The organism is Pseudoalteromonas prydzensis (genome assembly GCF_011050055.1).
Classification (GTDB): Bacteria; Pseudomonadota; Gammaproteobacteria; order Enterobacterales; family Alteromonadaceae; genus Pseudoalteromonas; species Pseudoalteromonas prydzensis_A.
In genome coordinates, this window is the sequence record NZ_DRGM01000049.1 from 63,756 (window position 1) to 86,941 (window position 23,186).

At 33.6% G+C, this 23,186-nt stretch carries 21 protein-coding genes; 5 read left to right on the plus strand and 16 right to left on the minus strand.

The window, feature by feature from the left end; genetic code table 11:
• Window positions 1–176 precede the first annotated feature (176 nt).
• Complete coding sequence (locus ENH88_RS04660; protein ID WP_304180197.1) at window positions 177–599, minus strand: helix-turn-helix transcriptional regulator; 423 nt, start codon at window positions 597–599, stop codon at window positions 177–179.
• Between the two features lie 158 nt (window positions 600–757).
• Between ENH88_RS04660 and ENH88_RS04665 the strand changes: the two genes are divergently transcribed.
• Window positions 758–1,162, plus strand: a complete 405-nt coding sequence (locus ENH88_RS04665; protein WP_304180198.1) for a hypothetical protein — start codon at window positions 758–760, stop codon at window positions 1,160–1,162.
• 117 nt (window positions 1,163–1,279) lie between these two features.
• Here ENH88_RS04665 and ENH88_RS04670 read toward each other — a convergent pair whose 3' ends face one another.
• The 3 genes from ENH88_RS04670 to ENH88_RS04680 are packed head-to-tail and all read right to left on the minus strand — an operon-like array spanning window position 1,280 to window position 6,922.
• Complete coding sequence (locus ENH88_RS04670) at window positions 1,280–2,425, minus strand: carboxypeptidase-like regulatory domain-containing protein (RefSeq protein ID WP_304180199.1); 1,146 nt, start codon at window positions 2,423–2,425, stop codon at window positions 1,280–1,282.
• 52 nt (window positions 2,426–2,477) lie between these two features.
• On the minus strand, window positions 2,478–3,125 hold the full coding sequence (locus ENH88_RS04675; protein ID WP_304180202.1) for a hypothetical protein: 648 nt from the start codon (window positions 3,123–3,125) through the stop codon (window positions 2,478–2,480).
• A 20-nt stretch (window positions 3,126–3,145) separates the two neighbouring features.
• The gene (locus ENH88_RS04680) at window positions 3,146–6,922 is read right to left on the minus strand and encodes a putative toxin (RefSeq protein ID WP_304180205.1); all 3,777 of its coding nucleotides are present in this window, start codon (window positions 6,920–6,922) and stop codon (window positions 3,146–3,148) included.
• 237 nt (window positions 6,923–7,159) lie between these two features.
• Between ENH88_RS04680 and ENH88_RS04685 the strand changes: the two genes are divergently transcribed.
• Window positions 7,160–7,990: a hypothetical protein gene (locus tag ENH88_RS04685; protein ID WP_304180208.1), complete on the plus strand. Its 831-nt coding sequence runs from the start codon at window positions 7,160–7,162 to the stop codon at window positions 7,988–7,990.
• A 51-nt stretch (window positions 7,991–8,041) separates the two neighbouring features.
• On the opposite strand, the gene ENH88_RS04690 is transcribed toward ENH88_RS04685, so the two are convergent.
• The 5 genes from ENH88_RS04690 to mobC form a co-directional block, all read right to left on the minus strand.
• Entirely contained in the window at window positions 8,042–8,797 is a 756-nt protein-coding gene (locus ENH88_RS04690) for a hypothetical protein (RefSeq protein WP_304180211.1), read from the minus strand.
• Window positions 8,798–9,026: 229 nt separating this feature from the next.
• Window positions 9,027–10,487 (minus strand): type IV secretory system conjugative DNA transfer family protein, encoded by a 1,461-nt coding sequence (locus tag ENH88_RS04695; RefSeq protein WP_304180214.1) that lies wholly within the window; start codon window positions 10,485–10,487, stop codon window positions 9,027–9,029.
• A 2-nt stretch (window positions 10,488–10,489) separates the two neighbouring features.
• A complete protein-coding gene (locus ENH88_RS04700; protein ID WP_304180216.1) occupies window positions 10,490–10,825 on the minus strand; it encodes a hypothetical protein in 336 nt (111 codons plus the stop codon).
• A gap of 18 nt (window positions 10,826–10,843) precedes the next feature.
• Complete coding sequence (locus ENH88_RS04705; RefSeq protein WP_304180219.1) at window positions 10,844–11,797, minus strand: hypothetical protein; 954 nt, start codon at window positions 11,795–11,797, stop codon at window positions 10,844–10,846.
• Window positions 11,794–12,165 (minus strand): plasmid mobilization relaxosome protein MobC, encoded by a 372-nt coding sequence (gene mobC, locus ENH88_RS04710; RefSeq protein WP_304180221.1) that lies wholly within the window; start codon window positions 12,163–12,165, stop codon window positions 11,794–11,796. The genes ENH88_RS04705 and mobC overlap by 4 nt, the downstream gene beginning before the upstream one ends.
• Window positions 12,166–12,582: 417 nt before the next feature.
• On the opposite strand from mobC, the gene ENH88_RS04715 reads away from it, so the two are divergent.
• The gene (locus ENH88_RS04715; RefSeq protein WP_304180222.1) at window positions 12,583–13,131 is read left to right on the plus strand and encodes a hypothetical protein; all 549 of its coding nucleotides are present in this window, start codon (window positions 12,583–12,585) and stop codon (window positions 13,129–13,131) included.
• A gap of 639 nt (window positions 13,132–13,770) precedes the next feature.
• Entirely contained in the window at window positions 13,771–14,343 is a 573-nt protein-coding gene (locus tag ENH88_RS04720) for a hypothetical protein (protein ID WP_304180225.1), read from the plus strand.
• Between the two features lie 54 nt (window positions 14,344–14,397).
• Here ENH88_RS04720 and ENH88_RS04725 read toward each other — a convergent pair whose 3' ends face one another.
• The 3 genes from ENH88_RS04725 to ENH88_RS04730 form a co-directional block, all read right to left on the minus strand.
• On the minus strand, window positions 14,398–14,856 hold the full coding sequence (locus ENH88_RS04725; RefSeq protein WP_304180227.1) for a hypothetical protein: 459 nt from the start codon (window positions 14,854–14,856) through the stop codon (window positions 14,398–14,400).
• 1,479 nt (window positions 14,857–16,335) lie between these two features.
• Window positions 16,336–16,596, minus strand: coding sequence for a tyrosine-type recombinase/integrase (locus ENH88_RS23175; RefSeq protein ID WP_414704803.1), 261 nt, complete (start codon window positions 16,594–16,596; stop codon window positions 16,336–16,338).
• A gap of 96 nt (window positions 16,597–16,692) precedes the next feature.
• Entirely contained in the window at window positions 16,693–17,091 is a 399-nt protein-coding gene (locus ENH88_RS04730; protein WP_304180231.1) for a phage integrase N-terminal SAM-like domain-containing protein, read from the minus strand.
• A 125-nt stretch (window positions 17,092–17,216) separates the two neighbouring features.
• On the opposite strand from ENH88_RS04730, the gene ENH88_RS04735 reads away from it, so the two are divergent.
• Window positions 17,217–18,095, plus strand: coding sequence for a DUF4145 domain-containing protein (locus tag ENH88_RS04735; RefSeq protein WP_304180233.1), 879 nt, complete (start codon window positions 17,217–17,219; stop codon window positions 18,093–18,095).
• Between the two features lie 269 nt (window positions 18,096–18,364).
• Here the strand turns inward: ENH88_RS04735 and ENH88_RS04740 are convergent, their stop codons facing one another.
• From ENH88_RS04740 to ENH88_RS04755, 4 genes are all read right to left on the minus strand, one after another.
• Window positions 18,365–18,535, minus strand: a complete 171-nt coding sequence (locus ENH88_RS04740) for a hypothetical protein (protein ID WP_304180236.1) — start codon at window positions 18,533–18,535, stop codon at window positions 18,365–18,367.
• A 164-nt stretch (window positions 18,536–18,699) separates the two neighbouring features.
• Window positions 18,700–21,690, minus strand: coding sequence for a DEAD/DEAH box helicase (locus ENH88_RS04745; RefSeq protein ID WP_304180238.1), 2,991 nt, complete (start codon window positions 21,688–21,690; stop codon window positions 18,700–18,702).
• A 581-nt stretch (window positions 21,691–22,271) separates the two neighbouring features.
• Window positions 22,272–22,472, minus strand: coding sequence for a hypothetical protein (locus ENH88_RS04750; protein ID WP_304180240.1), 201 nt, complete (start codon window positions 22,470–22,472; stop codon window positions 22,272–22,274).
• Window positions 22,473–22,943: 471 nt separating this feature from the next.
• Window positions 22,944–23,072 carry a hypothetical protein gene (locus ENH88_RS04755; protein WP_304180243.1) on the minus strand — a complete coding sequence of 43 codons (129 nt, stop codon included), beginning with the start codon at window positions 23,070–23,072 and terminating at the stop codon, window positions 22,944–22,946.
• Between the last annotated feature and the right edge of the window lie 114 nt (window positions 23,073–23,186).

The window sequence follows — 23,186 nt, forward strand, 5'->3', positions numbered from 1 at the left end:
GAGTTATTGATCACTCTATATTCTGGATCTGCTTAAGTAATGCGATGAATAACTATTTAAAATATAGTATGTTAGGGTGATTTTTTCTTTTAGAAATGTACATCTGTCACCATTTCTGTCACCACTTACTCAAAGTTGACTTGCTACCAATTCACTCGACTTTTAACTCATCTATTCTAACAGCTTTTTATCCATTTCTGAACTTCATTATAGCGCCAACCGACTCGACTTGTTGTGAGTTGGACTCTAGCGCAAAATCTCCCAGATCGTTCCAGTCGCCATATAGATGTACGTGATAAATTCGTTAGTTTTTGTACTTCTTTTATATCAATAATTTTATCAGGAGTGTTTATGTCTTTTACTTCATTGGCTGGTTGTATTTGTTGTGCTAGATACTCTAAAAGCTGAAAGCCAAAGAATTCAGAGGTATCTTTCGCTATTTGTATGTATTCAATTTTATGTTGTTTTTGAAGGTCTGTTAATATATCTAATGTGCAATGCAGGAAAAGAGAAGCTTCTGTTTGAGAAAATCGGCTGTACAAAGAAATGCCCATAGAATCAGCCATATCACATATTTGTTGATTAAATGGTTGCTGCATTACTTATGTTCCAATCCTTTTGATAGCAGGTTAAACATCGATTGCTTAACTTTAAGTTAATAGTTTTTTATATGAAAATCAAAACAATATTATGGGTATTGCATTTTTAAGCGATCAGGCACAGTATTAGTATAAAGTTCCATTAATGGATTATTGTTTTGAGCGCCCATTTTTATCATCCGAAAGATGATTCTCTTGAAGAAAAAACAAAAGCCTATCAAGAGGCTTTTAAGGCTTGGCAAAATATTGAGGCAAGCTTTCATTTTTATGACCAAGAAGGGTGGGAGAATTGTTTAGGCGATAAAGATGAACTTCAAAGTGCGATGGATATTACTCAAAATACACTTGATAAAGCTATTAGCTCATTTTCACGAGAAGAGTTAATGAGTCTGTCTGACCAAAAAATACTATCTATTGATGAGCTTCAATTATTAGAATCTGGGCAACAACAAAATAATAGAGATATTAAAGAATCAATTATTGAAGATAGAAAAAGAGAGATGAGTGAAAGTCGGGCTAAAAACTCTACTTCTCGCGATAGAGATATGGGAATGGAGAAGTAAAATTGTACTAGCTCATTCATAAGCTAGTGCACATAAGCTAATACAGCGAATACTTTAAAGCTAATGTCTTTTAATACATTAGATCTTGTTTACCTCCCCCTGTAATATAGGTGGTTATTATATTGAATTTACTTTAGCTTTTAATAAGCTTATTTGATCATTTAAAGCTTGAATGTCTAATTCGGTTTGCTCTCGATTTTCCGATACTTCATTATGATTAGCTCTGCTTTTATCTAAATCAACGATAATAGTTTGTAACTCACTATAGTTATCTTTAACATAGTCATAATCAAACTCTGGATAGTAAGTATCCTCATAAAAAAATATTTTTTGTAATTTATAACAGCCATAACTTTCAGAACACTCTTGGTAAAAAATAGCTGTGTTATAATTCAATATTAGTTCTTCACCATCGTATTGTTCAAAGCTTGGATTATTTTGATCAATAGCAATACCATAAAAAATTGTATTTTCCGTATGAGTTTTAGAGAGGCTTACAGCATATTTTTCATTATTTTTTGTAACTAAAGGTCTGGTAAAGCCAACTTCATATTTAAGTTCTTCAATAAATAATTTTTGCGTTTCTTTATTGCCACTATGAATATATTCTAAAAAACCTTCTCTTAAACTTGTTTCAGCGAGAGAACTATCTTCATAAATATTATATGCCGTTAAATCATCAATATTAATTTTTCCATCTTGATTTATATCAGGTACACCTAATCTCTTTATAATATATGCCAATTGTTCATCACTAATTTCAGTTATATCTTCTAAAATAGTCATAAGTGCTGTAGATATAAAATTAATTCGATAACTACTCGTTTCATAAAGTGTTGCTATAGGCACAATGCCTGATACGTTGCCTTTTACTTCAATCTGATCACTTTCTACAATAATGCCATCGTCATTCGGGTCAGTGTCAATTCCACCTGTAGATACCACTTTAACAAACTTTAAATCTGCATTATAACTTTCAATTGATGACTTCAAGTTATCAGCATCAACTGAAAAATATCCTTTATCATCGGTGATAGCTGTAGCTAAGGTATAACCGTCTAAAGCTTGAATTGAAACAGTTGCACCTTTTACAGGCCCAAGCTCAATAGCCCCTGAAGACTGAGTCGGTGGCTGAATAACTACTGGAACATCTGGGGTTATAGTAGAATCTTCTTTTTTACCACCACCTCCACATCCAACAACAAAAAGAGCTGATAATCCAACTAATATGAACGATGAGACTACTTGTCTTGATATCAACATTATTGATCCTTAATTTACGTAAAATATGTCTTGAGGTATTTAATTATTTTACCTACTCTTTAGCCTTTTCAATTTTTTTAAGTGCTGACTTAGCTTTACCTCTAATCCAACTATCTGAGTGAGATACAAACTTCCTAACCTTCTCTAGTGTTTCCAAAGCTTTTAAATTACCTAAAGCAATCAAGGTTGCTGAAATAATTGATCTTTCTGAAGTTGTTGATTCAAATTTCATGTCTAACAAAGAGCAAAGAAAAGAAATGGATTCTTTTCCTTCATGTTTAGAAATTATTTCTATAAAAGGGCTGATTGATTTTTGATATTTTTCATTCTCAAAATAAACCTTCAACCTTGTTGTATCTACTTTTAGAGCTTTTGGAGCTGATTTGTTCAATATTAAGACCGTATTAGCAATTTCCCATCTTACACTTTCATTCTCTATAGACTCAAAAATATCAAGCATTTCATTAGCTACAGGAGTTTCTGAGTAAGCTAAACTTTCAGCAATCCATCTAAGTGCTTCTGATGAATAATCTTTTTTTAGATGCTTAATGAATTCTATCGGAGCATCTGGGTGCTGTGTAATAACAACGTCAAGATCAGACGGTTTGTTCACAAATAACCCCAAACCTTCTAAATCAACTATTAAAGGTCGTATCTCTTCAAATCTTGCAATATTTTCAGTCGTCATTTTTTCAGTCATAATTTTTCAGTTATAATTTTTTAGTGCGGCATATCAACGAAGATAATCTTTATATCTCCTGTATTAACAGCTTTTAATAATGGTTTACTTAGGTAAGCGCTTTCACGTATATAAAGATTAAATTTAATCCCCTTATCTTTTGCATACTGAATATTATCTTTAATTTGTAAAGTTAACCCTTGTTCTTTGACATTTTTAACTTCAGTCAAGGATTCACCTTTGATATAGCCATCAGATATGCGAGTACGTCCATCGATTTCAAAGGTTGTTCTAGTGCCAATGTTATAGTTTTCAGCTACAATTTTTTCACCAGCTTTACCTAATGCTTGAGCTCTTTTCCCTACATTATTTTCAATTTCATCTACTAATTCTTTGTTACCAACATCCTTATGGAAAAGATTAGCGGCTTCTTGTTTATCTTTGTCTGTGCCTAGTCTGAATGTCTCTCTAAATTTATTCGATGAATCAGGAGAAAGGCTATTCAGTACTTTTTTACTCGCTTTCACTCCATATTTGTATGAATTCACTGCATTTATAAGCGAGGTCATCCACTTTATATCAGAGTACTTAGTAGCTTTACCGTATTTAACTGCCCACTTTGCACCTTGAGCAGACCCCCCAGACACTAAAGTAACACCGATTTCTAAAGAAATTCGCGTTTGTGCATATCCATTTGTATAAGCTAAATCCTCTAGAGACCAATGAGATATTGCTGCTGGTATGAGAGGTACTGCATCAATAAACTCTTGGTATAGCTGTGAAGCAAATTCGTTCAATTCCCCTGTATTTTCAACTAACCTATCCGCAGTTCCAGAAGGATCATCCCATGAGTCTCGTACAAACTTTAAAGAACTTCCTATAACGGCTGCAACATCAGATGGAAGTTCAGCATATGCACTTACAAAGTCCATTAATGCTTTTGCTTGCCCTTTCTTAAACTCTATTCTAATTTTTACTACTTGATTAAGCGAAAAATCTGTTTTTCTTAAGATAGTTTGTATTGTTTCTTCAAAATCAGGATGACTTTCAATGGCTTTTTGCCAGTCAGATAATCCCCACTCTTTATAATCATCCAGATTACACTTACCAACATATCGATCACTACCTTGGGTAATCAATTCATCTTTCAAACGATTTGAAACTGATGTTAAATAATCAATTTTTTGAGTATGATTATTTACAAATTTAGTCTCGTATTCAGTTTTTACACCATCGATGGTGTAACTAGATTCAACTCTTGCTGGATAATTTTTACAATCAGCACTAACTACGTAACTTTCATAATCATATGTTGTTTTAATTTCGTAATTTATCCCTGCTCCCAAACCAGCAAGCGCTGAACATTGACTATCAATAGATGCACACGAAATTAATGTTGCTCTATCTTTTCTACAATATTCTGGTTTACCATCTATAACTCTAAAAGGGTCATATTCAAGTAGTGAATTTTTATCTTCCCAATTAAACTTTTTATTAAGTTGGCAACTGTTACTCAGCGATGCAATTTCAGATGCATATGATATTTCTTGAGATGTTTGCTGCTCTAATAAATTCTCTTTATCTTCTAGCTCTTTATTGGCATTTTCTAACGCTTCTTTGGCAAGATTATACCCATCATTATCATAAAGTATGAATTCTTGGCTAAATACATTACTTGGGTTATTAGAAGCATCATAAGCTGTAGCAGTGACAATTATATCTTTTTTCCAACAAACCTCATCGTTGCGATAATATTCATTGTTAGGACAATCAGCTATATCTGCATTAGTAAATATATATGAACTTTCAACACTTGTATTACCACCAGAAATATTATGTGATTTTTCAGGTGAATCAATGCCATCCCAATTTACATCTAACATAGATAGATTATTGTTATTATCAAATATGTCAAATTTCAGTGTGGCTGTTTGCCCAAGCACCACACATTTTTTATCCGTTCTAGTTAAACAGCTTTCTAAGTTTTGGGTAATAGTTAATATTGGTGCTGAATCTGAAATTGTTGTGAAGCTTGCTGTAACTGTACAATCGCCACTTAATGTAATATTAATGCTTGATTGTAATAAGTCACCTTGATAAGAGCATTGCCCACTTGTACTCCATTGAGAAAATTTATAGCCTGTATTCGGAGCGGCAGTTAATGAGTTAGTTACACTTTCCTGAGTGTATGACTCGGTGCAATCGTTCGGACAATTTATCCCTTCACCTGTAACTGAGCCGTTTTCAGAACCTACATTCAGACTATAATTATCTTCTTGTTTGATTTGGAATTCCCAAACAGATTCTTCACTAAGTTCTGTAGGATTATTAAGATTACCAGTGAACGTTTGACAAACTATTTTATAGTTTCTATTAACTTGACTTGCTTGTGGTGTATCAACAATTTTTTGCCCATTGGTTACCACAAGAGTTTGTTCTAGAATCAAATTATCTTCTTCATAAAATAATACTGAACATTTAGCTTTATCCGTAAGATCTGATGTAAAACTTAATGAATATTCATAGCTCTGACCAATAAACAATATTTGAGGTATTTCATTACCAGAAAATTTAAATTCGGGCTTCGGTAAATTATTATCATTACTGATTACAGTAAATTCAGTTGGTTCACCATCTGGAGAAAAGCCTCGACTGAAAGAAGTCGTATTTCCATCATTGTCTGAAGCACTGAATGTTACGGAATACGTGCCTTTAGCATTGATTGGTACGGTTTTTCGAAATGTATAACCTGTTTTAACATCTCCTTCAATATCATCTAATATCACACTGTCTGAAATATTTAACACTGAATCATAATAATAAGCTGTTACATCAATGATCTCTGTAGAATCTTGATCTTTCCAAACAGCTTCAAATGTAATATTTTCATCCACTTTTATTGCTGTTGGTGAAAAACTTGAAGATACATGTTCAGGGGGTTCGTTAGAGCTTTCTTTAACTAAAAATTTTACATTACCTTGATATACTGTTGTATCTTGAGTTGATCCGTTTTTACTATCAGTCGCTTGGAATTCAACTTCGTACTGACCAATGGCCGTCATAGTTACGGCTTTATTGAACGTATAGCCAGTTGCTACGTCACCTCCTATGTCATCTAATATCTCTTCCGTCCAAGTCGAGGTACCAGTTTTACGATAACGAGCTTTAACGTCAAAAATGGCATCCGAATCAGGATCTTGCCAGATCGATTGAAACATTACACTTTCATTTACTCTAATATTAGAAGGAGTAACATCAGATCGTATTAAAGAAGGGCTTGAGTTAGTTAGCTCATTCGTAATAGTTACTGTTTCGCTCTCAAGTGTACAATACTTCTTTTTATCAGTATTTAAAACGACTGCAATAAAGACATAGTATTTATCTTCGTCAATGTTTCCAACTGGCTTCGATATAAATCCAGCAGTTGAACCATGAAGAGCTTTCGAACTGGAACGTGTTATTTCATTTTGGTTCGAGTTATATAATATGAATTGAGCTGTTAGATTTTCATGTATCGCATTTCGAGGGTATCTAAACTTAAAGAGGGCAGTATTCTCTGTGGTTTCATAAACAGATACATCACCTGAGTTTAATATGCTTTCGGAAACCATATCTCTAACTTCTGGACTACTACACCTATCAAACTGCAAAGATAGAGAGTTATCAGAAATTACTAAAGTTGCATATGCACTACTCGAAAGCATTGAAACTATAGAGTAAAACAAGAAAGATAACATAATCTTCAATAAGTTTTTCACAGGCACAAATCCGTATTTATTAATTGTTTCTATAACGATTATTTTCAGCTTGATTGACACAACCTAAAACATATCATCAAGCTTACAATATGATCACTTGAGTTATAAAATATGATCAATTGAGTTACATTGTCAAACTATAAGTTATTAATAAATATTGTTATTTTGTATTTTTGATTGAAGTGGAAGAATTGGAGGAAATGCAAGAATTGCACTTTGCCATAAAGTAAGTTTTGAGAAAAGTAGACATCAGAACATCCTAAAAGTATTCTCATATTTAAAGTTGTAGGAGAACTTATGAGTAAAGAAAATTTGGAGAGCGTTACAGAGTTATGGATGAGAGTTTTAGCAAAATGCAACGAAAAAAATATTAATATAACCGCAGAGTCTAAAACATACTTTTTTGTTAGCTATTCAAGCCTGCTAAGAAATGTAAAATCAACTCAAAAAATAAAACCTATCTATGTAAAAAAATTGGCTGAATTTTTGGAAGTATCTGAACTACAAATTTTAGATTGGCACGAAAACAAGGACGTAACTAGCTTAGCTGAAGATAGTGAAAATGCTTTTGAAAGTTCAACAAATGTGATTGAACAAACAAAAAGCGCTTTTGGAGCTGGAAAAAGAACTAAGATTATTATTTTCTTAGCGACCTGTTTATTAACTTTGCTCTGCCTTTCATATTACTTATTAAACTATAACACTACCCTCAACAGTGAAAAAGGTCGTATGTATTTCGGTGAAGGTACTGATATTTCACTATCTATGTCTAAAGTAGGAGATGACTTTCAATTACCATTATATAACTATGATTTTAAAAATGTTGAAATTAAAGTTGAGGAAGAGAAGATACACATTACAGCTGATATAGATACTTCTAGGATTGAAGCCCCTACGATAACATACATTGGGAAGTTTGAAGCCTCGGGATTGTATTTGGATGGGAATGCAGCAGTTACTTATAAGATCTTGATAAATGCCAACAATGAAGCTTGGATTGGCGTCATGATGCTGAAAATAGAAACATTGGAATCTCCAAAAGGTTATTGGTTAACTATACTTAATGATCCAGACGATGAAACCTTCGGTAAATTTTTGTTTGGCGATGCTTATTTACATAAACATTAGTTGGATATTAATGATAGTTACACTGATTTTGTTAAGGGGGAAAAGGCTAAATTACTTTAATTCCTTCTTCACCGTCCCCCAAGCCATATTCAAAGCCTTGGCTTTTTCTTCTTCTTGCTTTTTTAATTTTTCACTCAGTCCAGCGAGCCGATCTGAGTGATATAGCTTCATTAACTTCAAGTATGCTGCCTTATACTGCTTTAAACTTTCCCCTTGACCTAAGCCTAAGATCTCACACGCATCAGCAAACACTAATGGATTGAGATGTCGGTTGTTACTACTCGATTGTGAACTTGAGGACTGCTTAGAGTTAGCTTGGTTTTGATTGTTACTTTGTTCACGTGAGTAGCGCTCTCGCTCTTTGCGAAGATTTTCAGTTTCGCGCTTTATAGCCTCTTCGGCTTCACGTCTTTGTCTTTGAATATCTTGTTCTGCTTGATATTTCTGATTTCGTAATTCTTCTTCCACTTGTCGCTTTTGCTCATATAATTCACGCTGCGCTTGGTGTTTTTGTTCTTCAATATTTGAGGCATAAGCGCTACTTAATTTTCGTAATCGAACTGCTCCTATTACGTCACTCAACCGCATGCGAATAAATGTTAACGGTCGATTGAAATTTAAAATAATACCAATGACAAAAAACACAGTCGCAAAGTTTCTGTTTTCTAATTCAGAAACAATTATCCATACTCCCAAGAGTGGGAATAAACCGATCAACATAAGTACTGGATTTAATCGCACATACAATTTACCAATTAAATAGCCTAACAATATAAAACCAGCCGCACCAAAAAGGAGTGAAGTCATAATTGTTGCACCTTTTTGTAAAGTGGTTTCCATGTATGAATGAGGAAGCCGACAACAAAAGCTGCGGTTAACGGCCACCAATTAAGATCTGAAATAAGAGTCAATATAGGTAATAAAAAAAGTATCACGATAATGCCTATTATCGAAATACCATTTCTAAAAAACCAGCCGATGAATAGTCCGATAAACCAAAAGAAGCCTAAAAAAATGAGTGTGTCTGTATTCATCCCTATAACCTCAACGTAGTATCAAAATCTAGCGTGATTGACGTCTTACTTGTTTGTGCTGGTGCTTTTTTAGTGAACCGTAAATAACGTCCATGCTCAAAGTAGCTCATACAGGTAATAATGGTTGGTTGCTTGTAAGTTGATATAAACACTGCTTGATTACTTTGCATCGTTCTGAGTTGATCAGGTGCTAATAATGGCATGTGTGCATAGGATGTTTGAATATCCGTAAAGTTTTCACGCTGGCTAATAGTGCGCTCTCCAATCACCTTTGAAAATTCGGTATTGGTATCTAAATCGCTTCCTCTAAAAATAAGGTAACTGCCAATACCTGCTTTAATGGCTTTTGCTTTTTGCTCGCCGTATTTGTCGTCAAGTTGTGAGATCCCTTGAAAAACCAGTGAGAGCGAAACACGGTACTTGCGTACATTATTAATGCTAGTATTGAAGTCATTAATGTAACAATTTCCCATTTCATCAAGAAATCCAAAAATATCGAGTTCGTTTGGTGTCGGTTTGTGAGCCATCACAGTAGATAAAAAACGTGTATAAAATAAGTCGATTATGAACTGATAATAGGCTTGTTTAGATTCGGAAAAGTTTAAATAGATAATAACTTTTTGATTTCGAATATTTTTCAAATCTAAGCTATCGGTACGCATTAATTCTCGAACATTTTGATTATTGAGTTGCTTCAGGGCTGTTTTACAAATGGTGACATAGCTACTGAGCATTTTTTCGTTATTAGTGGTGATCCCTAACCAAGACTCCCAAAGTGATCGATCATCTGAGTCAAATGGGTTAATAGAGTTTTCAGCTACCCAATTATCAAGGCTAGTTCCATCACTGCCAAATCGTAAAACCAGAGAGTTTAACTCAACCAGATTAAGGTTATTTGGCTGAGAGTAGGCTAGGCATTTAGCTAAAACTTCGAGTATTGAAATTGCGCCTTCGTTCCACATAGGCTCTTTGTCTGAGCCATATTTTGACATAATGATAGAGGCACATATTTGCTCTATTTCAATGGTATGTCGTGCATCTAAACCAACAAAAGGGTTAAAACGTGAAGACGATGGCAAGTCTTCGGGGCATAAACGCACAATACGAAAACCCCTTGAGACTAAATGACCACTGGTGAGTTGATAGACTTCACTACTGGGGTCATTCACTACTATAGAGCAATCAGATGAGCCGAGTTCTAATATTGTTGGGATAATAAAAGCTGTTGTTTTTCCTGAGCCTGGTTTAGCGATCACGGCTACATGTTCAAATGAATCTTTGAGTGACAAGCGTTTATCATTTCCGTTAATCAGCAAGCCTTTGTTGCTGGTTGAGAACATTGAGGTCAGTTCAGCTTTATTGGCAAAACGCGCTCCTTGCTCTTGTACCAGTAATTTTTTCTTGGCAATAAAGTTTCCAATACTAAACAGGCTTGAAAAAGTATCTTTGATGATTTTAGACATAATCAGCGCTCCCTATTGCAAGAGTGATTTTTATTTATGTTAGAGCGCGCACGACTTTTTCTTTGCTTAGCAATTTGTTGGTTTCGTTGAAGGGTTTGTTGCTGCTTTTGTTCGACTTGTTGAGCGAGTTCATGATTTTGTTTTTGTTTTACATGTAAACGAGATTTTCGTCGTTGTTTTGATTGTTCATTTTGCTGAGCAAGTACTTCGGCTTTTTCATCTGCTTTTTGAGATGAAGCTGGTTTAATATAAGGAGGCTGATCATCACTGACTTCTTGACCCGCACGACTTGCAGAAAAGAAGCTAAATAAGCCATCAAAAAAGCCAAAGATATCCATATACTCACCTATAAATAGTTAGCGTTCAAAATCATTATTGTTTTGTTTGTTGTCATTGTCTTTTCTATTACTGCGCTGTGTATTCACCTGCGCTTTTCTACGTTCTACTTCATCATTGTTAGTCTGTGATTTATCATCGCTTTGTTTCGATGAAGGTGATGGTTTTTCATCTTTTTGTTTGTGTTTCGATTGTGATGAGAGAGATTCAATTTGAGTAAAGGCTTCTTCTAATCCGAGTGTTTTTAAGCGATACTTTTTATTATCAAAGTTGGTTATAAAGCCAATAGTATTTCCACGGTTATACATTTCAATATTCTGCTCAGCTAAAGAAGTAAAAACATCATTCATTGATCGACTTTGTGAAAAAATATCACGGAGTGTTTGAGTGACTTTTTCTTTCTTTTCAAGTCGCCCACCTTTGCGTTGTACTTCACCAGCCTTGTTTGATTGCTTTTGCTTTTTTTGTTCATGAGTCGCATTTAAAAGAATATCTTGTTCAAGTTCTGGGTAGGTTTCAATGACGTATTTTTCTGTTTCTTTTTTAACTTTATCAAATTCGAATTTGGTTAAACGCTGGTTTTTCGATGAGTCAATTTCATTACTACTGATCATTAAATGAAAATGTACGTTGTTACTTTTTTCATCATGCAAATAGCCTGTTACTAGATTATGCTCACAGCGTTTTTGGGCATATCGTTGAACAATATCAAAAAGTCGCTGCTTTTCTTGCTCTAGAGTTAATTGTGATGATTTCGTGATAGAAATGATTTCATGAAATAGATAATTGCCATTTTTTCGAGATCGTACTTTTTGAGCATTTGCTGAAAATTCAGCAACGATATCTTTATCTTTTCGTGCATAAATATTTTGAGTGAAAAAATCATATTCACTATTTTGTGATGAGCCATTTTTCATGTAATGGTAGAGTTGCGAAAAGCTTCGGCTTTTACGACTCATCGACTTTATAATCATTTATTCGCTTCCTTTGTAATAAAGGTAGCTATGCCATCTTCAAGCTTTTTTAATTCCATTAATAAATCACGTTCATCAACCATTACTTTTAATGTGTTCGAACGATGGGCAATTTGATTAATGTTATTAGCAACATTGCGCAGTAAATATTTCATTTCTTTTATTTCATTTTGCAGTTGGGATGAAATAAACGGGGATTTATTTAGGTGATGTTGAACCAGTTGGGCGATAAATGAGGTTGGTTTGGTGTGATTGAGATCAGCAAGATAGCTCACTTTAGTAAACTCATCAGCAGATAGACTTATGTTGATTCGCTTTCGCTGATCAACATAGTCATCTAAATATTGCTTTCTCTTTGCACTTACCAACAGTATGCTTCCTCAAATTAGTTTAGGTGTTAATCTAAAGATTTGGGGGGTAAGGGGAGTCCCCTTATGGGTTCTAGGGCTAGCCCTAGCAAGAGAGCAATTGGTATAGTTGGTTACCAACTTGCAATCTTGCTACTACTGTATTAAAGCATAGACACATTAATGTACTTTCGCATTATTTTTAACCCATAAAATTAACAAGAACACTATAATTTCACTTCTCATTTCACTGATATCGTCACTGCGTGAGTATGTAAAATGAACAAATGGGTAAACGCTCTGATGAACAAGACTGAAACCTAAAGCTAGAGTCTATTGATTGGACTAAAAGAGAGAACTACATTATGAATTCTTTTTTACTACTTGAATAAATAAAAATTAGCCTTATTTATTAGTTTTAATAAAAGGAGAATTAATTTGTATAAAACTGAATTTATTGAAGCTGTAAAAAGAAGTTCTAGGCTTGGTCTCACCGTACCAGATGTTGGTTCTTGTGATAGCTCGAGTTTTCTTCAAAAGACAAATCCAATAGAACTTGCTACAGTCATTAAAAAAGAAATGGGGCTGTTAACAGAGAAAGAAATCGTTGGACAGTGCTTATCTCTACACTATAGATTAAAGCAAGTATTTACGGATTTTTTTGACTGCCCAATTTTTTATACTATCGGGTATGTTGAATTTAAAAACTCAACTATGTTCAAACAAACCGAAGAATCTCTCGTTGAAATGCTAAAAACAGGAGTTGAAGGAGAAGTAAGCTTACACGCTTGGTTGACTCTTCCTTCTATGGAAGTGCTTGATTTCAGCCTGCCAACATCATATGCCAAAGTAAACAACATTCCAGAAGGTATTGGCTCTGCAATTGCTGAACAGGCAAACAAGTTAAGTTCGAACGGAATGACATACAAGCCACTTATTGTTGGAGAAGATTTTTTATTCAAATCTAAGATAGTACGTTTATTCTAAACAGTTTTAAACTGGCCCTGAGACTGTTGTTATGTAACAGGGTTAGTTTTGCATTGATTCTAAGTTTATTGTATTCACTATTTCATCACCTAATAGATTGATTGTCAGCTATTAAGGCTAAGGTGGTTGAGTTTCTTGTTATATTGTTATCACTATTACAATAAAAGTTAAAATGAACTTACAGAAAATAAAAAGCAAAGTTCAAGATACTATAACATTAGATGTAAGATACAAATCTGCCAAGCTGGAGTAAATAATGTATAACAATAATCAAAAGCCATCGTGGAATCACGCAGCCCTAATTCTCGCTAAAAATATTCCTGTGCTATTCGTATAAATAACTGTTCCCTTCAAGTATGAGGGCGGCGTCCATGGATATAAAAATGTATTCGGCTATACTTTCTCAGTGAATGCGTTCTTGGGGCGAAATGTTGATTTTATCTTCATTTTCCTATTCTAATTACAATATTCGGTTGCGTGATGGAAAAGCTGAAGTTTTGACTGGAATAAGATAATTTTGCTCTTCAAGTAATTCAAAGAATTAAACTAGCTTCAGGATAAATTTGTTAATTTATATTAAACTTTTTATGTTTGAGGCCGATAATGAAATAGGTACCAATTGTTAAATAGGGAATATTTATGAAAATACAAAGCGGTTTAGGAAACCCCTCAGCTCACTTCCAAAGCTTAGAGCAAAATAATCGGCAAGTTATTGTTAATCGCCATTCTAAAAGCGAAGAATTAGTTCCAAACAAATCAGATACATCTGTCGGGGGGATGCAGACTGAGCGCAGTGACTTTAACGCTTTACTTGCAGTAAAAGAGCTCGATATTAGTAATATTTCACCTCAAGAGTTTACTAGCTTGATCGCTGATATTACCCGTCTGTCGAGTGAAACAGGTAGGGGAAATGATGAATCTATTAAAGGTTTAAGTAATTTTAGAGTGTCCCTAGAAGTACGTATGGCAACGGGGAAATTAGCTCCTAATGCAAAGCTTGATATGCAGCAGTATGTAAATGAGTACACTGAAGAATCTGAAAAGCTATCCAAGCAGGACAATAAAACCTACCGTTATTCACCAATATATGCCAATCAGTCTAAACAAGCGATAGACACAATTTTTACGCAATCTAATATCGAAAATTTACAGTTAGAAGCTATTGAGTTTTTGAAAAAAAGTGGCAGCAGTTTAGTGGATAAAAAAGTGTAAATTATAAAAAATAACGCCAGCAGTATGGCGTTATTTTTACGTTAATTCTTAATTTTATCTAAAGTGACGAGTTTCCGATTTGAATCGCCCACTTCCATCTCCACCACCTTTGTTCTCTACTACCCAGAAGTAGTCTCCGGCGCTTGGATAAGACGATACACCATAACGTCCAGTCCTGACTATTGTGCCATTTGAGTCGGTAAGGTAAACGTAATATGTTGCGCCTGAATCGTTTCTTACCACATGAAATGATTGAAGTTTATTACGGCATTCATAAGACACCGTAAATCTATCTACAATTTTTATTTCATTTGGATTAACTAACTCGTAAGCAGTAGATTCGAGTTCCCTGCAACGGTAAGGGTAATCTATGCTTTTAACAGATTGCTGTGTTGTATATTCAGAGATAGCACTCTGAATTCTAGATTCAACTTCAGGGTTTGCAAAAGCTGAAAAAGCGGACAAAGAGAAACATCCAAATAGAAAGGCATTTATTCGTAAAGATCTTTTCATATTAAAACTCCTTTTGATCGTAAATAACCTAAGATAATAATAATTATCCTGAGCTTAATCTTTAAGCTCAATTACTAATATTACATAGAAAAATTAGAAATTATAGTGTTATATAGCTTTTTTGAGGGGTATTTTTTATCTCTGCTATTTAATTTACTCATTAAATGAGGCGTATTAAACTATTGGATTATAAGGGCATTACGTGACTAAAAATTCAACGGATGTTTATTTACCTGCTTATGCAGGTGATTTACTGATGCGCTTAAGTACTTTTCGGTCGTTGAAATATCACTGTGTCACATCATCTTAGAAAGAGCGTATAGATCACAACCTCACTCAAGCATCAAAGTGGCAAAGGTTCTACGTAATTTATGAGCATAAAACGAAATTCAGCTATATTGCTTTAATTTTGTGATATACGTTCTTAATGAGTTGTAACACATGCCAGTATCACTCTGACTTGAAGTAAAAAAATAAATACACTTTCTATTGAGCCTCATTCGATGCTCTAGGTATTTTTCTAATGAGCTTATTAATGATATAGGCATTGGTATTATCCTGTCTTTAGCGCCTTTTCATTGCTGTACAAATAGCGTTCTATTTTTAAGGTCAATATCCGACATTTTGAGCATTCTCAATTCTGAAAATCGAATGCCGGTATATATAAATGTTGAGATAATGGCAACTCATCTTGCTTTGTAAAATTGATATTGTGTCGGCATATTTCTAGCGTATTCGATCAGATTTGATGCTTGGTCTTGAGGAAGTCATTTCATTGACCTTTTGGGTATCCTAGGTTTTGGAATTCAAAGTATAGGATTCTCATCAATAATTTTTTCATTTACACACCATTTTAAGAAAAGGCTTAATGAACACATATGATTTTTAATGGTTTTGGGTGCCCATTTCCTATCGATTTTTCAGTGAATGATAAAGTTTTCGATAAACTCTTTGTTCAACTCTTCAATATACTCAATAGGTCTATATTTTAATAACAATCAAAATTCACTTTTTAAACTTTTAATAGTTCGAGGCGAGTACCCAGAAAATATTTCAGAATACACAAGGAATTTTTTATGAAGTTCTACAATATTTTTCATAGCAAAAAAAATAACAAAATAAAGAGCCAGTAGTCATCGGGCTATACCCGAGTATCACTGGCTCTCATTTTTGCTAGTTTTTATTGTTGTTTTTTGGCTTTGTGTTCTTCTAAATGGTTGCGGGGACAGGAATTGAACCTGTGGTCTACGGGTTATGAGAACACCAGTCGTAGAAATACAGCCTGTTTTTTCCCTTTATTTAGCCAAAAATTAACGATAAAGTCGTTGTTTGCAAAATGATAGTCAGTGACCATCGGGTGAAAGCATCTTATTGATAAATTCTTTAGTGTCAAATTAAAAAATCAACATTACAAATTTGCTTTTTTAGAGTTTTTAATGAAATAGATAAGTACCTTTGTGTTGTACTAATATTTGAATGTCAAAGTACTTCTTTAATTGTAAAAAGATTAACTTCCGCCTCTATGGCCATTCTAGCAAAGGTATGTCTTAGCATATGTGGTGAGAAATAAACTCTTGAAGCCTTTCTAATCTTATCGCACATGTAAGCTATATTTTTTTGACTTAGTTGCTTGTGCGATCTCACACTGGTAAAAAACCAATTTGAAGGTGATAGTAATAGTTTTCGAGTATTAACATAGTCTTTTAACCTAAAAAGAAGCATTTGATGAATAGGAATAATTCGATCTTTACCTCACTTACCTTTTCTAATATAGATTTCACTTTCGACTAAATTTACATCAGCTATTGTAAGATTTAATAATTCTTGCAACCTGATTCAAGAAAATAATAGTGTTGAAATGATAGCTATATTTCTAGAGCGTTCAAGCTTGTATTTCCACGGATATGAATCTGTTGAAAACAGGATACTTTTCACATCTTGATTTTCAATAAACCTTGGTAATGCCTTGTCTAATTTCGGTCTTGGAATGTCAATAACAGGGTTTTTCTTGATGTAACCCTTTGCTGAACACCATGTAAAAAATGATTTAAGATTTTGCCACTGATTTCTATAGGTTTTTGCTGACCAACAGCGATCTTTACTTCTAGCGATCAAAAAACTTTCTAGTAGCTCTGATGTATATTGTTTTACATCTTTATCAGGTAGATCATGCATTAGTATGTTTAGAGTACTCAATACGCTTTTATAACTTTTAGCTTTATTTCCTTTAGCCACTAAAAAGTACTTTTTAAATCAATTTAACAACTCTGTTATCTGCATATGGGTTACTTAAAATTATTATCTAAAAGCTTATAATTAGAATATAATCAGCTTATTCGTACTTCAAAAAAGGAATTAAATTGAACAGCCAATTATGGAAAAGTATTAGTGATTTTGTTGAACTAAATGAATATCCGAAACTGCCATGCCCGTTTTGTCACGAAGTAGAATTAACAATAGATAAAAACAGCGTTCAAAGCCGTGCATTATCTAAAAATTATGAGAAATCAGCTCCTTCACGACATTTTCAATCAGTTAAAAATAAGCTAAGTCAGGAAATATCTGAGCAAAAAAATACCATTAAAGAAATGTATGATGAGAATAAACTCTTAGGGGTTCTTCTTGGTGCAGGACTCGTTTTCACTCGACTTAATCAACCTAATTATGAGTTTCATAAGTTTATTGCATTTATGTCTTGCCAAAGCTGTGGTGATAATGTCGCAGTCAATGGCTTAGCTCAAATTCATAATAAAACTAGACAAGATCAAGTTCAATTAGTGCCTATTTATAAGATTGAACACTTTTCGACTCCAATACCATTATTCAAAATTGATTCATCTGTTCCTACTAAAATTCAATTAGAGTTACTAGGTGCATTTAGTTATTTTCATATAGACACCAATTCTTCGGCAAATAAACTACGTAGAGCTATTGAGCATTTTTGTAGAGAGCTGAATGGTGGCAATGCTAAATTAGCCCACCAAATTCAAAAGTTAAAAAAGACTTACCCTTTGGAAGCTGATCTACTTGATACTTTAAGATTAGTTGGAAATGAAGGCACGCATTCCGATGGTGTCGATGAAGATGATTTATTAACTGCTTTTAGGATTTTTGAAGAGGTTCTTACTATTTTTAAGAAACAAGAGATACTCAATGAAATGAAACTAAATCAGAAAATATTAACTGATAAATTCGATAAAAAAATGTTAACTGATGAGAATGTTGTTTCTACACAATAGTATTATTTGATATGGGATTAACTCCCATATCAAATATTTAATTGCTCGAATAGATATTTGCAGAATTTATCTTCAACTAATTCAGCTATATCCATTGAAATATTATCTTTGAGATCTTCAACTGCATTTTCAGAGTAATCAAAGCTACTACACATGAAATTACCGTGTACATATATTTCAGTTCAAGCTCCTGTAAAGTCATTAACAAAATCATACCCAGTTACCTCAGATATCTTACTTCTAGCTTCTTGCATCACATGGTCAAGAACTCAATATACAGGATCAATATTGTCCCAACTTTCAGAGCCAATGCTTTCACGAAAATCATTAATGATATCAAATAACTCATTTTCACTCATATCAAGATCGTCACCAATTTTACAAACAGCACGAATATCTAAAGAGCCAAATGGGCAAAAGTAACCTTGTAATTCACTCACTGTATTTCTCATAATTCAAGAAATTAATTAATAAAGTGATTTTGAAACATCGGTATGACGCAAGAAGTCAAAGAACCGTTATTTTACAAGGTACGTAGGAAAATCGGTTATTGACTCGCAGGGTCAACCGATATAATTACTGAACTTTATGATTATCTAAACACCTAGTTGTTGGTAATAACTCTTAATTTAACACCGCTAATTTCATCAATGTAAGCAGCTGTTGCACCTATAATAGAACGCTGATCATCCGATATTACAGATTTTGAAATAGCTGGCTGTACAATTGCGACACCAAGCCTAAAAGAAGAGTATCGAGCAACTTTAGCTAGATGGACTAAATTTTCGTAATGGCCTTTGTCTATCCTTGATGGCTTTTCTTGTTGTAACCTTTTACGTTCCCTGTCCATCAATCGTATGATTAACTTTTCTTTATCACCAAACCATTTGATACTTTTAGCTGCTTGACCAATGACTTCATATACATCACTAACTCTTGCACCTGGACTTGCTATACCATTCTTCTTAGAACAATATTTACAGTGAAAAAGATCAATAACCAGTTCTTTATCATCGATGTTTTTTATCGCTACAATGTCTGCAATCTCTCCAGCTCCATCATCATCAAATACTAAATCATAATTATCTTTTAACTTTTGAATTGTATGATATTGAATTGAGTTAGTAATTTTTTCAGGTGTTTGTGACTCAATAGAGATATCAATACCCGTCCAATCCCAACACTCTATATTATTTTTGTCATACCTATATGCATATTCTTCATTAGGGTAATATCTAAAACCACCGTCTATAACAGACGTATCACATAGAAATAACGTAGGGGGGTGCTCGGTGAAGAATTCAGTAAGTTGATATGATTGTTCTCCAAATTTAATCTCAACATTTTCGTTGGAACTAAAGTTAACTTCACCGTGAGAGACGATAGTTGCTGTGATGATTATCTCACCATATTGCGATTTTAAAACAATATTAAATGTTTTCGAATCATCATCTTGTTCTTTGGCAATTAATAATTCACAGTGAATTAAATTCTCTTGCCAACCAATAGAGTGAATGGTGACTTTAGTTTCATTTTTTCTGAGTAATTCTACTGGCCATTCAACAGTTAGAGGTACAACCGTGGGGTATTCAGATAATTCTTCCGTTTGCATTGCTGTTTTCATAACTTGATTCGTATCAATTGTATCATCCAATACTTTTGTACCAACTTGATTGCACCAAGCAACCCACTTATCTAGAGAATCGCTATCCATTGCCCAAATCTTCCCTTTATAAGAACATCCTAAGCTAACTAATTGACCGTTTTCATAACCTTTCCCAAAAACATTTGATTTTATTGCTCTATTTGCCTCTATATCAGGGATTTGTTCATTAATTTCAGTACCTGTGTGCATTGAGTAGCGTAAGCCTTTCTTGTTTTTATTCAATCCAACATTTTGAAGTTTTAATCTTTTAAGGCCAGCCAAAGATCTGAATACATGCTCTCCTTTTATTTGAAAAGAATTTTTAGCAATTAACTTAGCAAGCCTCTTTACCATTCCATCTTTGGCTGATGAATGAATGAATAGCAGATCATTAACTTGATCATAATAGGCAATATATAAATCCCATGATTCATCAAATAACTCTTTTGAGCTTGTCCACCCAACTGGTATATATGATTTTACTGAAAAAACTAACATAGTTTTTTCATCATTTAGAATATAATCAGAAATTTGAGCTTGATGAGTTGCAAATAGTTGGTATCTTTCAGGTGACCATGTCGCATGTTGCATTGTATAAATCGTTGTACTAATGCTAGGCTTTAAACCTAGATCTAATAATTTACTCGAATTAGAAAATTTAGCTCTGAACTCTTGATACTCCTGTTCATCATTAATTTTACGAGAGCTAATATCGCTTACTAAGGAGTTCCAATCAGAGTCTTCTTTATACAATTCTTCTAGACTTTCATTGACATTAGGGTTTGCTATATTAGCAATAAATTTAGCGTCACCGACATCTGCTATTGTTCGTGTAAAACGACCTGTAAATTGAAGCATTATATTAATACTTTTATGCGGGACATGAATGGCTGATATTTTTAATTGTGGCAAATCAAAACCTTCGCCTAACATGTTTACGCAAACAATAACTTTATGCTTTCTATCGATAATATCTTTTAAAACTTCTGCTTTTTTCTTAACTTTACTATTTATTAAGATTGGATTTAAATCTTTTTCTAGAGCATAAATTTCAAAAATTTCTTCAGCCTTTGTTATCGTATTAGCTCTTGCCATAAGTATATGGTCTAGACCTGCATTGAGATCTGCTCTTAAAAGAGCTATGGCTTTGTCTGCGATAGCTTTGTCTGCATTTTCTTCTATAAACTCTTTAACTGGATGAAATTCTATAGGTTTAAAATATCCATCTTCTTGTGCTTTTTTTAATGGATAGTTAAAAATTATTTTCCCTTCAACCCTTGAACCATCACTTCGAAATGGTGTGGCAGTGAATTGAAATACAGACTTATTATCAAAGCTTGATTTTATTCTTGCCCAAGTTGCTGCTGTTACGTGATGAGCTTCGTCGACTATAAGATGACTACAATTATCAATTAATTTATAAAAAAATTGATCCGTGAATTTAGACAATGCCGAAGCGGAAGCTACAATAACATTTGCTTTTAGTAATTTATCTAAATCATCTAGATCATCTACTCCATGCTTGATTGTAGCAACTACAGGGTTTTCAACAGTGTCACCAATTAAGCCTAACTCTCGCAAAAGACCAAGTTGAACAAACTTATTTTTGGTTTGTTCACGTAATGCATCCGATGGAACAATAACTAGTGTCTTTTTAAAGTGCCCAGCTACCACAATAGAGAGTATGGTTTCAGTTTTCCCCGTTCCTGTAGGCATAACTAATGTTGCGGCAGATTTACTATCAGAACGTTCATAACCTAATGCAGCAAAAATACCTCCAATTTGAGGTGACCTTAGTCCCTTAATTTGATTTTCAATATTTTCTTCTTTGAACAAAAAATTAGAATTACACCAAGAAGAGTAAATATCTTTAGGTGTAGTTTGTTCAGTATCAATTGGTTGCCATGTAATAGTGCTATTTTTTATTTTGCTTTCTTGTAAATCTGCCATAAGGGATGTCCTAGTTATCCAATTAAATTTTTATTAATTATTAGGTCAATTTATCATCAGAATGTTACTAAAACCATATAAACCTTAAACATTTAAAGTTGGTGCTATTAGTAATAGATTCGATCAAGTTATTCTGCTTTTACTGATAAATTTTTCCTTGCCTTATTCTTATTAAAACTCCCACTTTCATTAATCAGTCAGTGGCTTTTTAACAAGTATTGCATCTGAGTTCTATCTTCTGCTTTTCCTCACATTCAAATATGAGCTTCCACAGATAAAGGTTCATCAGGATTTCAGCTGATCATTTTGTTATAAAACTCAATGAGGTTTTGCTTCCATCTTGTTCATCCAGCTTCACTAGGGCTTTCACCAAACATTCCATTGGCAATATCAAGACGGTTTGGGTCTAAGTGTAAGCCCTGAACATCAAACGAGTTACTTTTTACTTCTTGGATTAGTGAGTCAGTAATCTGCTTATCAATTAAATCAAAACCAATTCACTTAACAAAACGAAGGATTCATCTTTTTTTGCTATCTTGCTCTTTTACTTTCTCTCTGTTGGCTTGAATAGCAATATCTAGTCAGGTTTTGTATTTTTCCATTGCTGTATCGAGGGTATTTTGAAATTTTTGCATCAAGCTATCAAGATTACTTGTTTTGAGATCGTCTATATTTTCTATAAAAGACACATCAATTTGATAACACAATTTTAGTGTTGATTTTATCTCATTAAGTCCAGCTCTATGTTCAGAGAGATCTTTGATATGCTCTTGAACAGCCATAGTTTTTAAAAATCATGCAGCTCTTATTTTAGGCATAGTATCCATGTAGGCTTTTTGATATTCCAGTTCAGGCTTGTGTAAATCTGCGAGAGGGAAATTAGAGTCTATCGCGTATGAATCACTATCGAGTGAAATTTTTCTAGAAGGTGGATTTTGTCACATATCAATCGTGATAATTTCATTTTCTTCACCGCGAGATAATAGGGCACTTCACTCCTTTTTGATATTGCTACCAGAAAGCGATAATAAATAGCTGGTTTCTAACGATTTACTTGATGAATATTTTTCTTCAAACGCTCTAATTTTATCACTAAAACTAGGATCTATATCGATCAGTGTGAGTGTTAATTCTTGGAAAACACGAGATTCAGGATTTAGTGAATCAGCTTTTTTAGCTGCGAGTAATAGCTTTTGTAGTTCATGAGGGTTTTCTAAAAGAAGTTCTTTTAGCTCGATGTATGCTGAAGTATCTCAATCGTTGAGCTTGTTTAATAGTTCTAGTGTTTGCGTACCTTCAAGCTCATTGTGATCAAGTTGATCATACAATTGTACAAATCGTTCAACGCAGGCTTCATCTGCATTAGAAAATTTTTTATTCATTTCAATATCAGCTGAAAGCTCGGTTCAAAACTCTCGATTAAAAAGGCTAATAGATGTTTTATTCGTAGGGAATCAGTTCATCTCTATGTACGAAGCTGATTCCCTACTTTGACT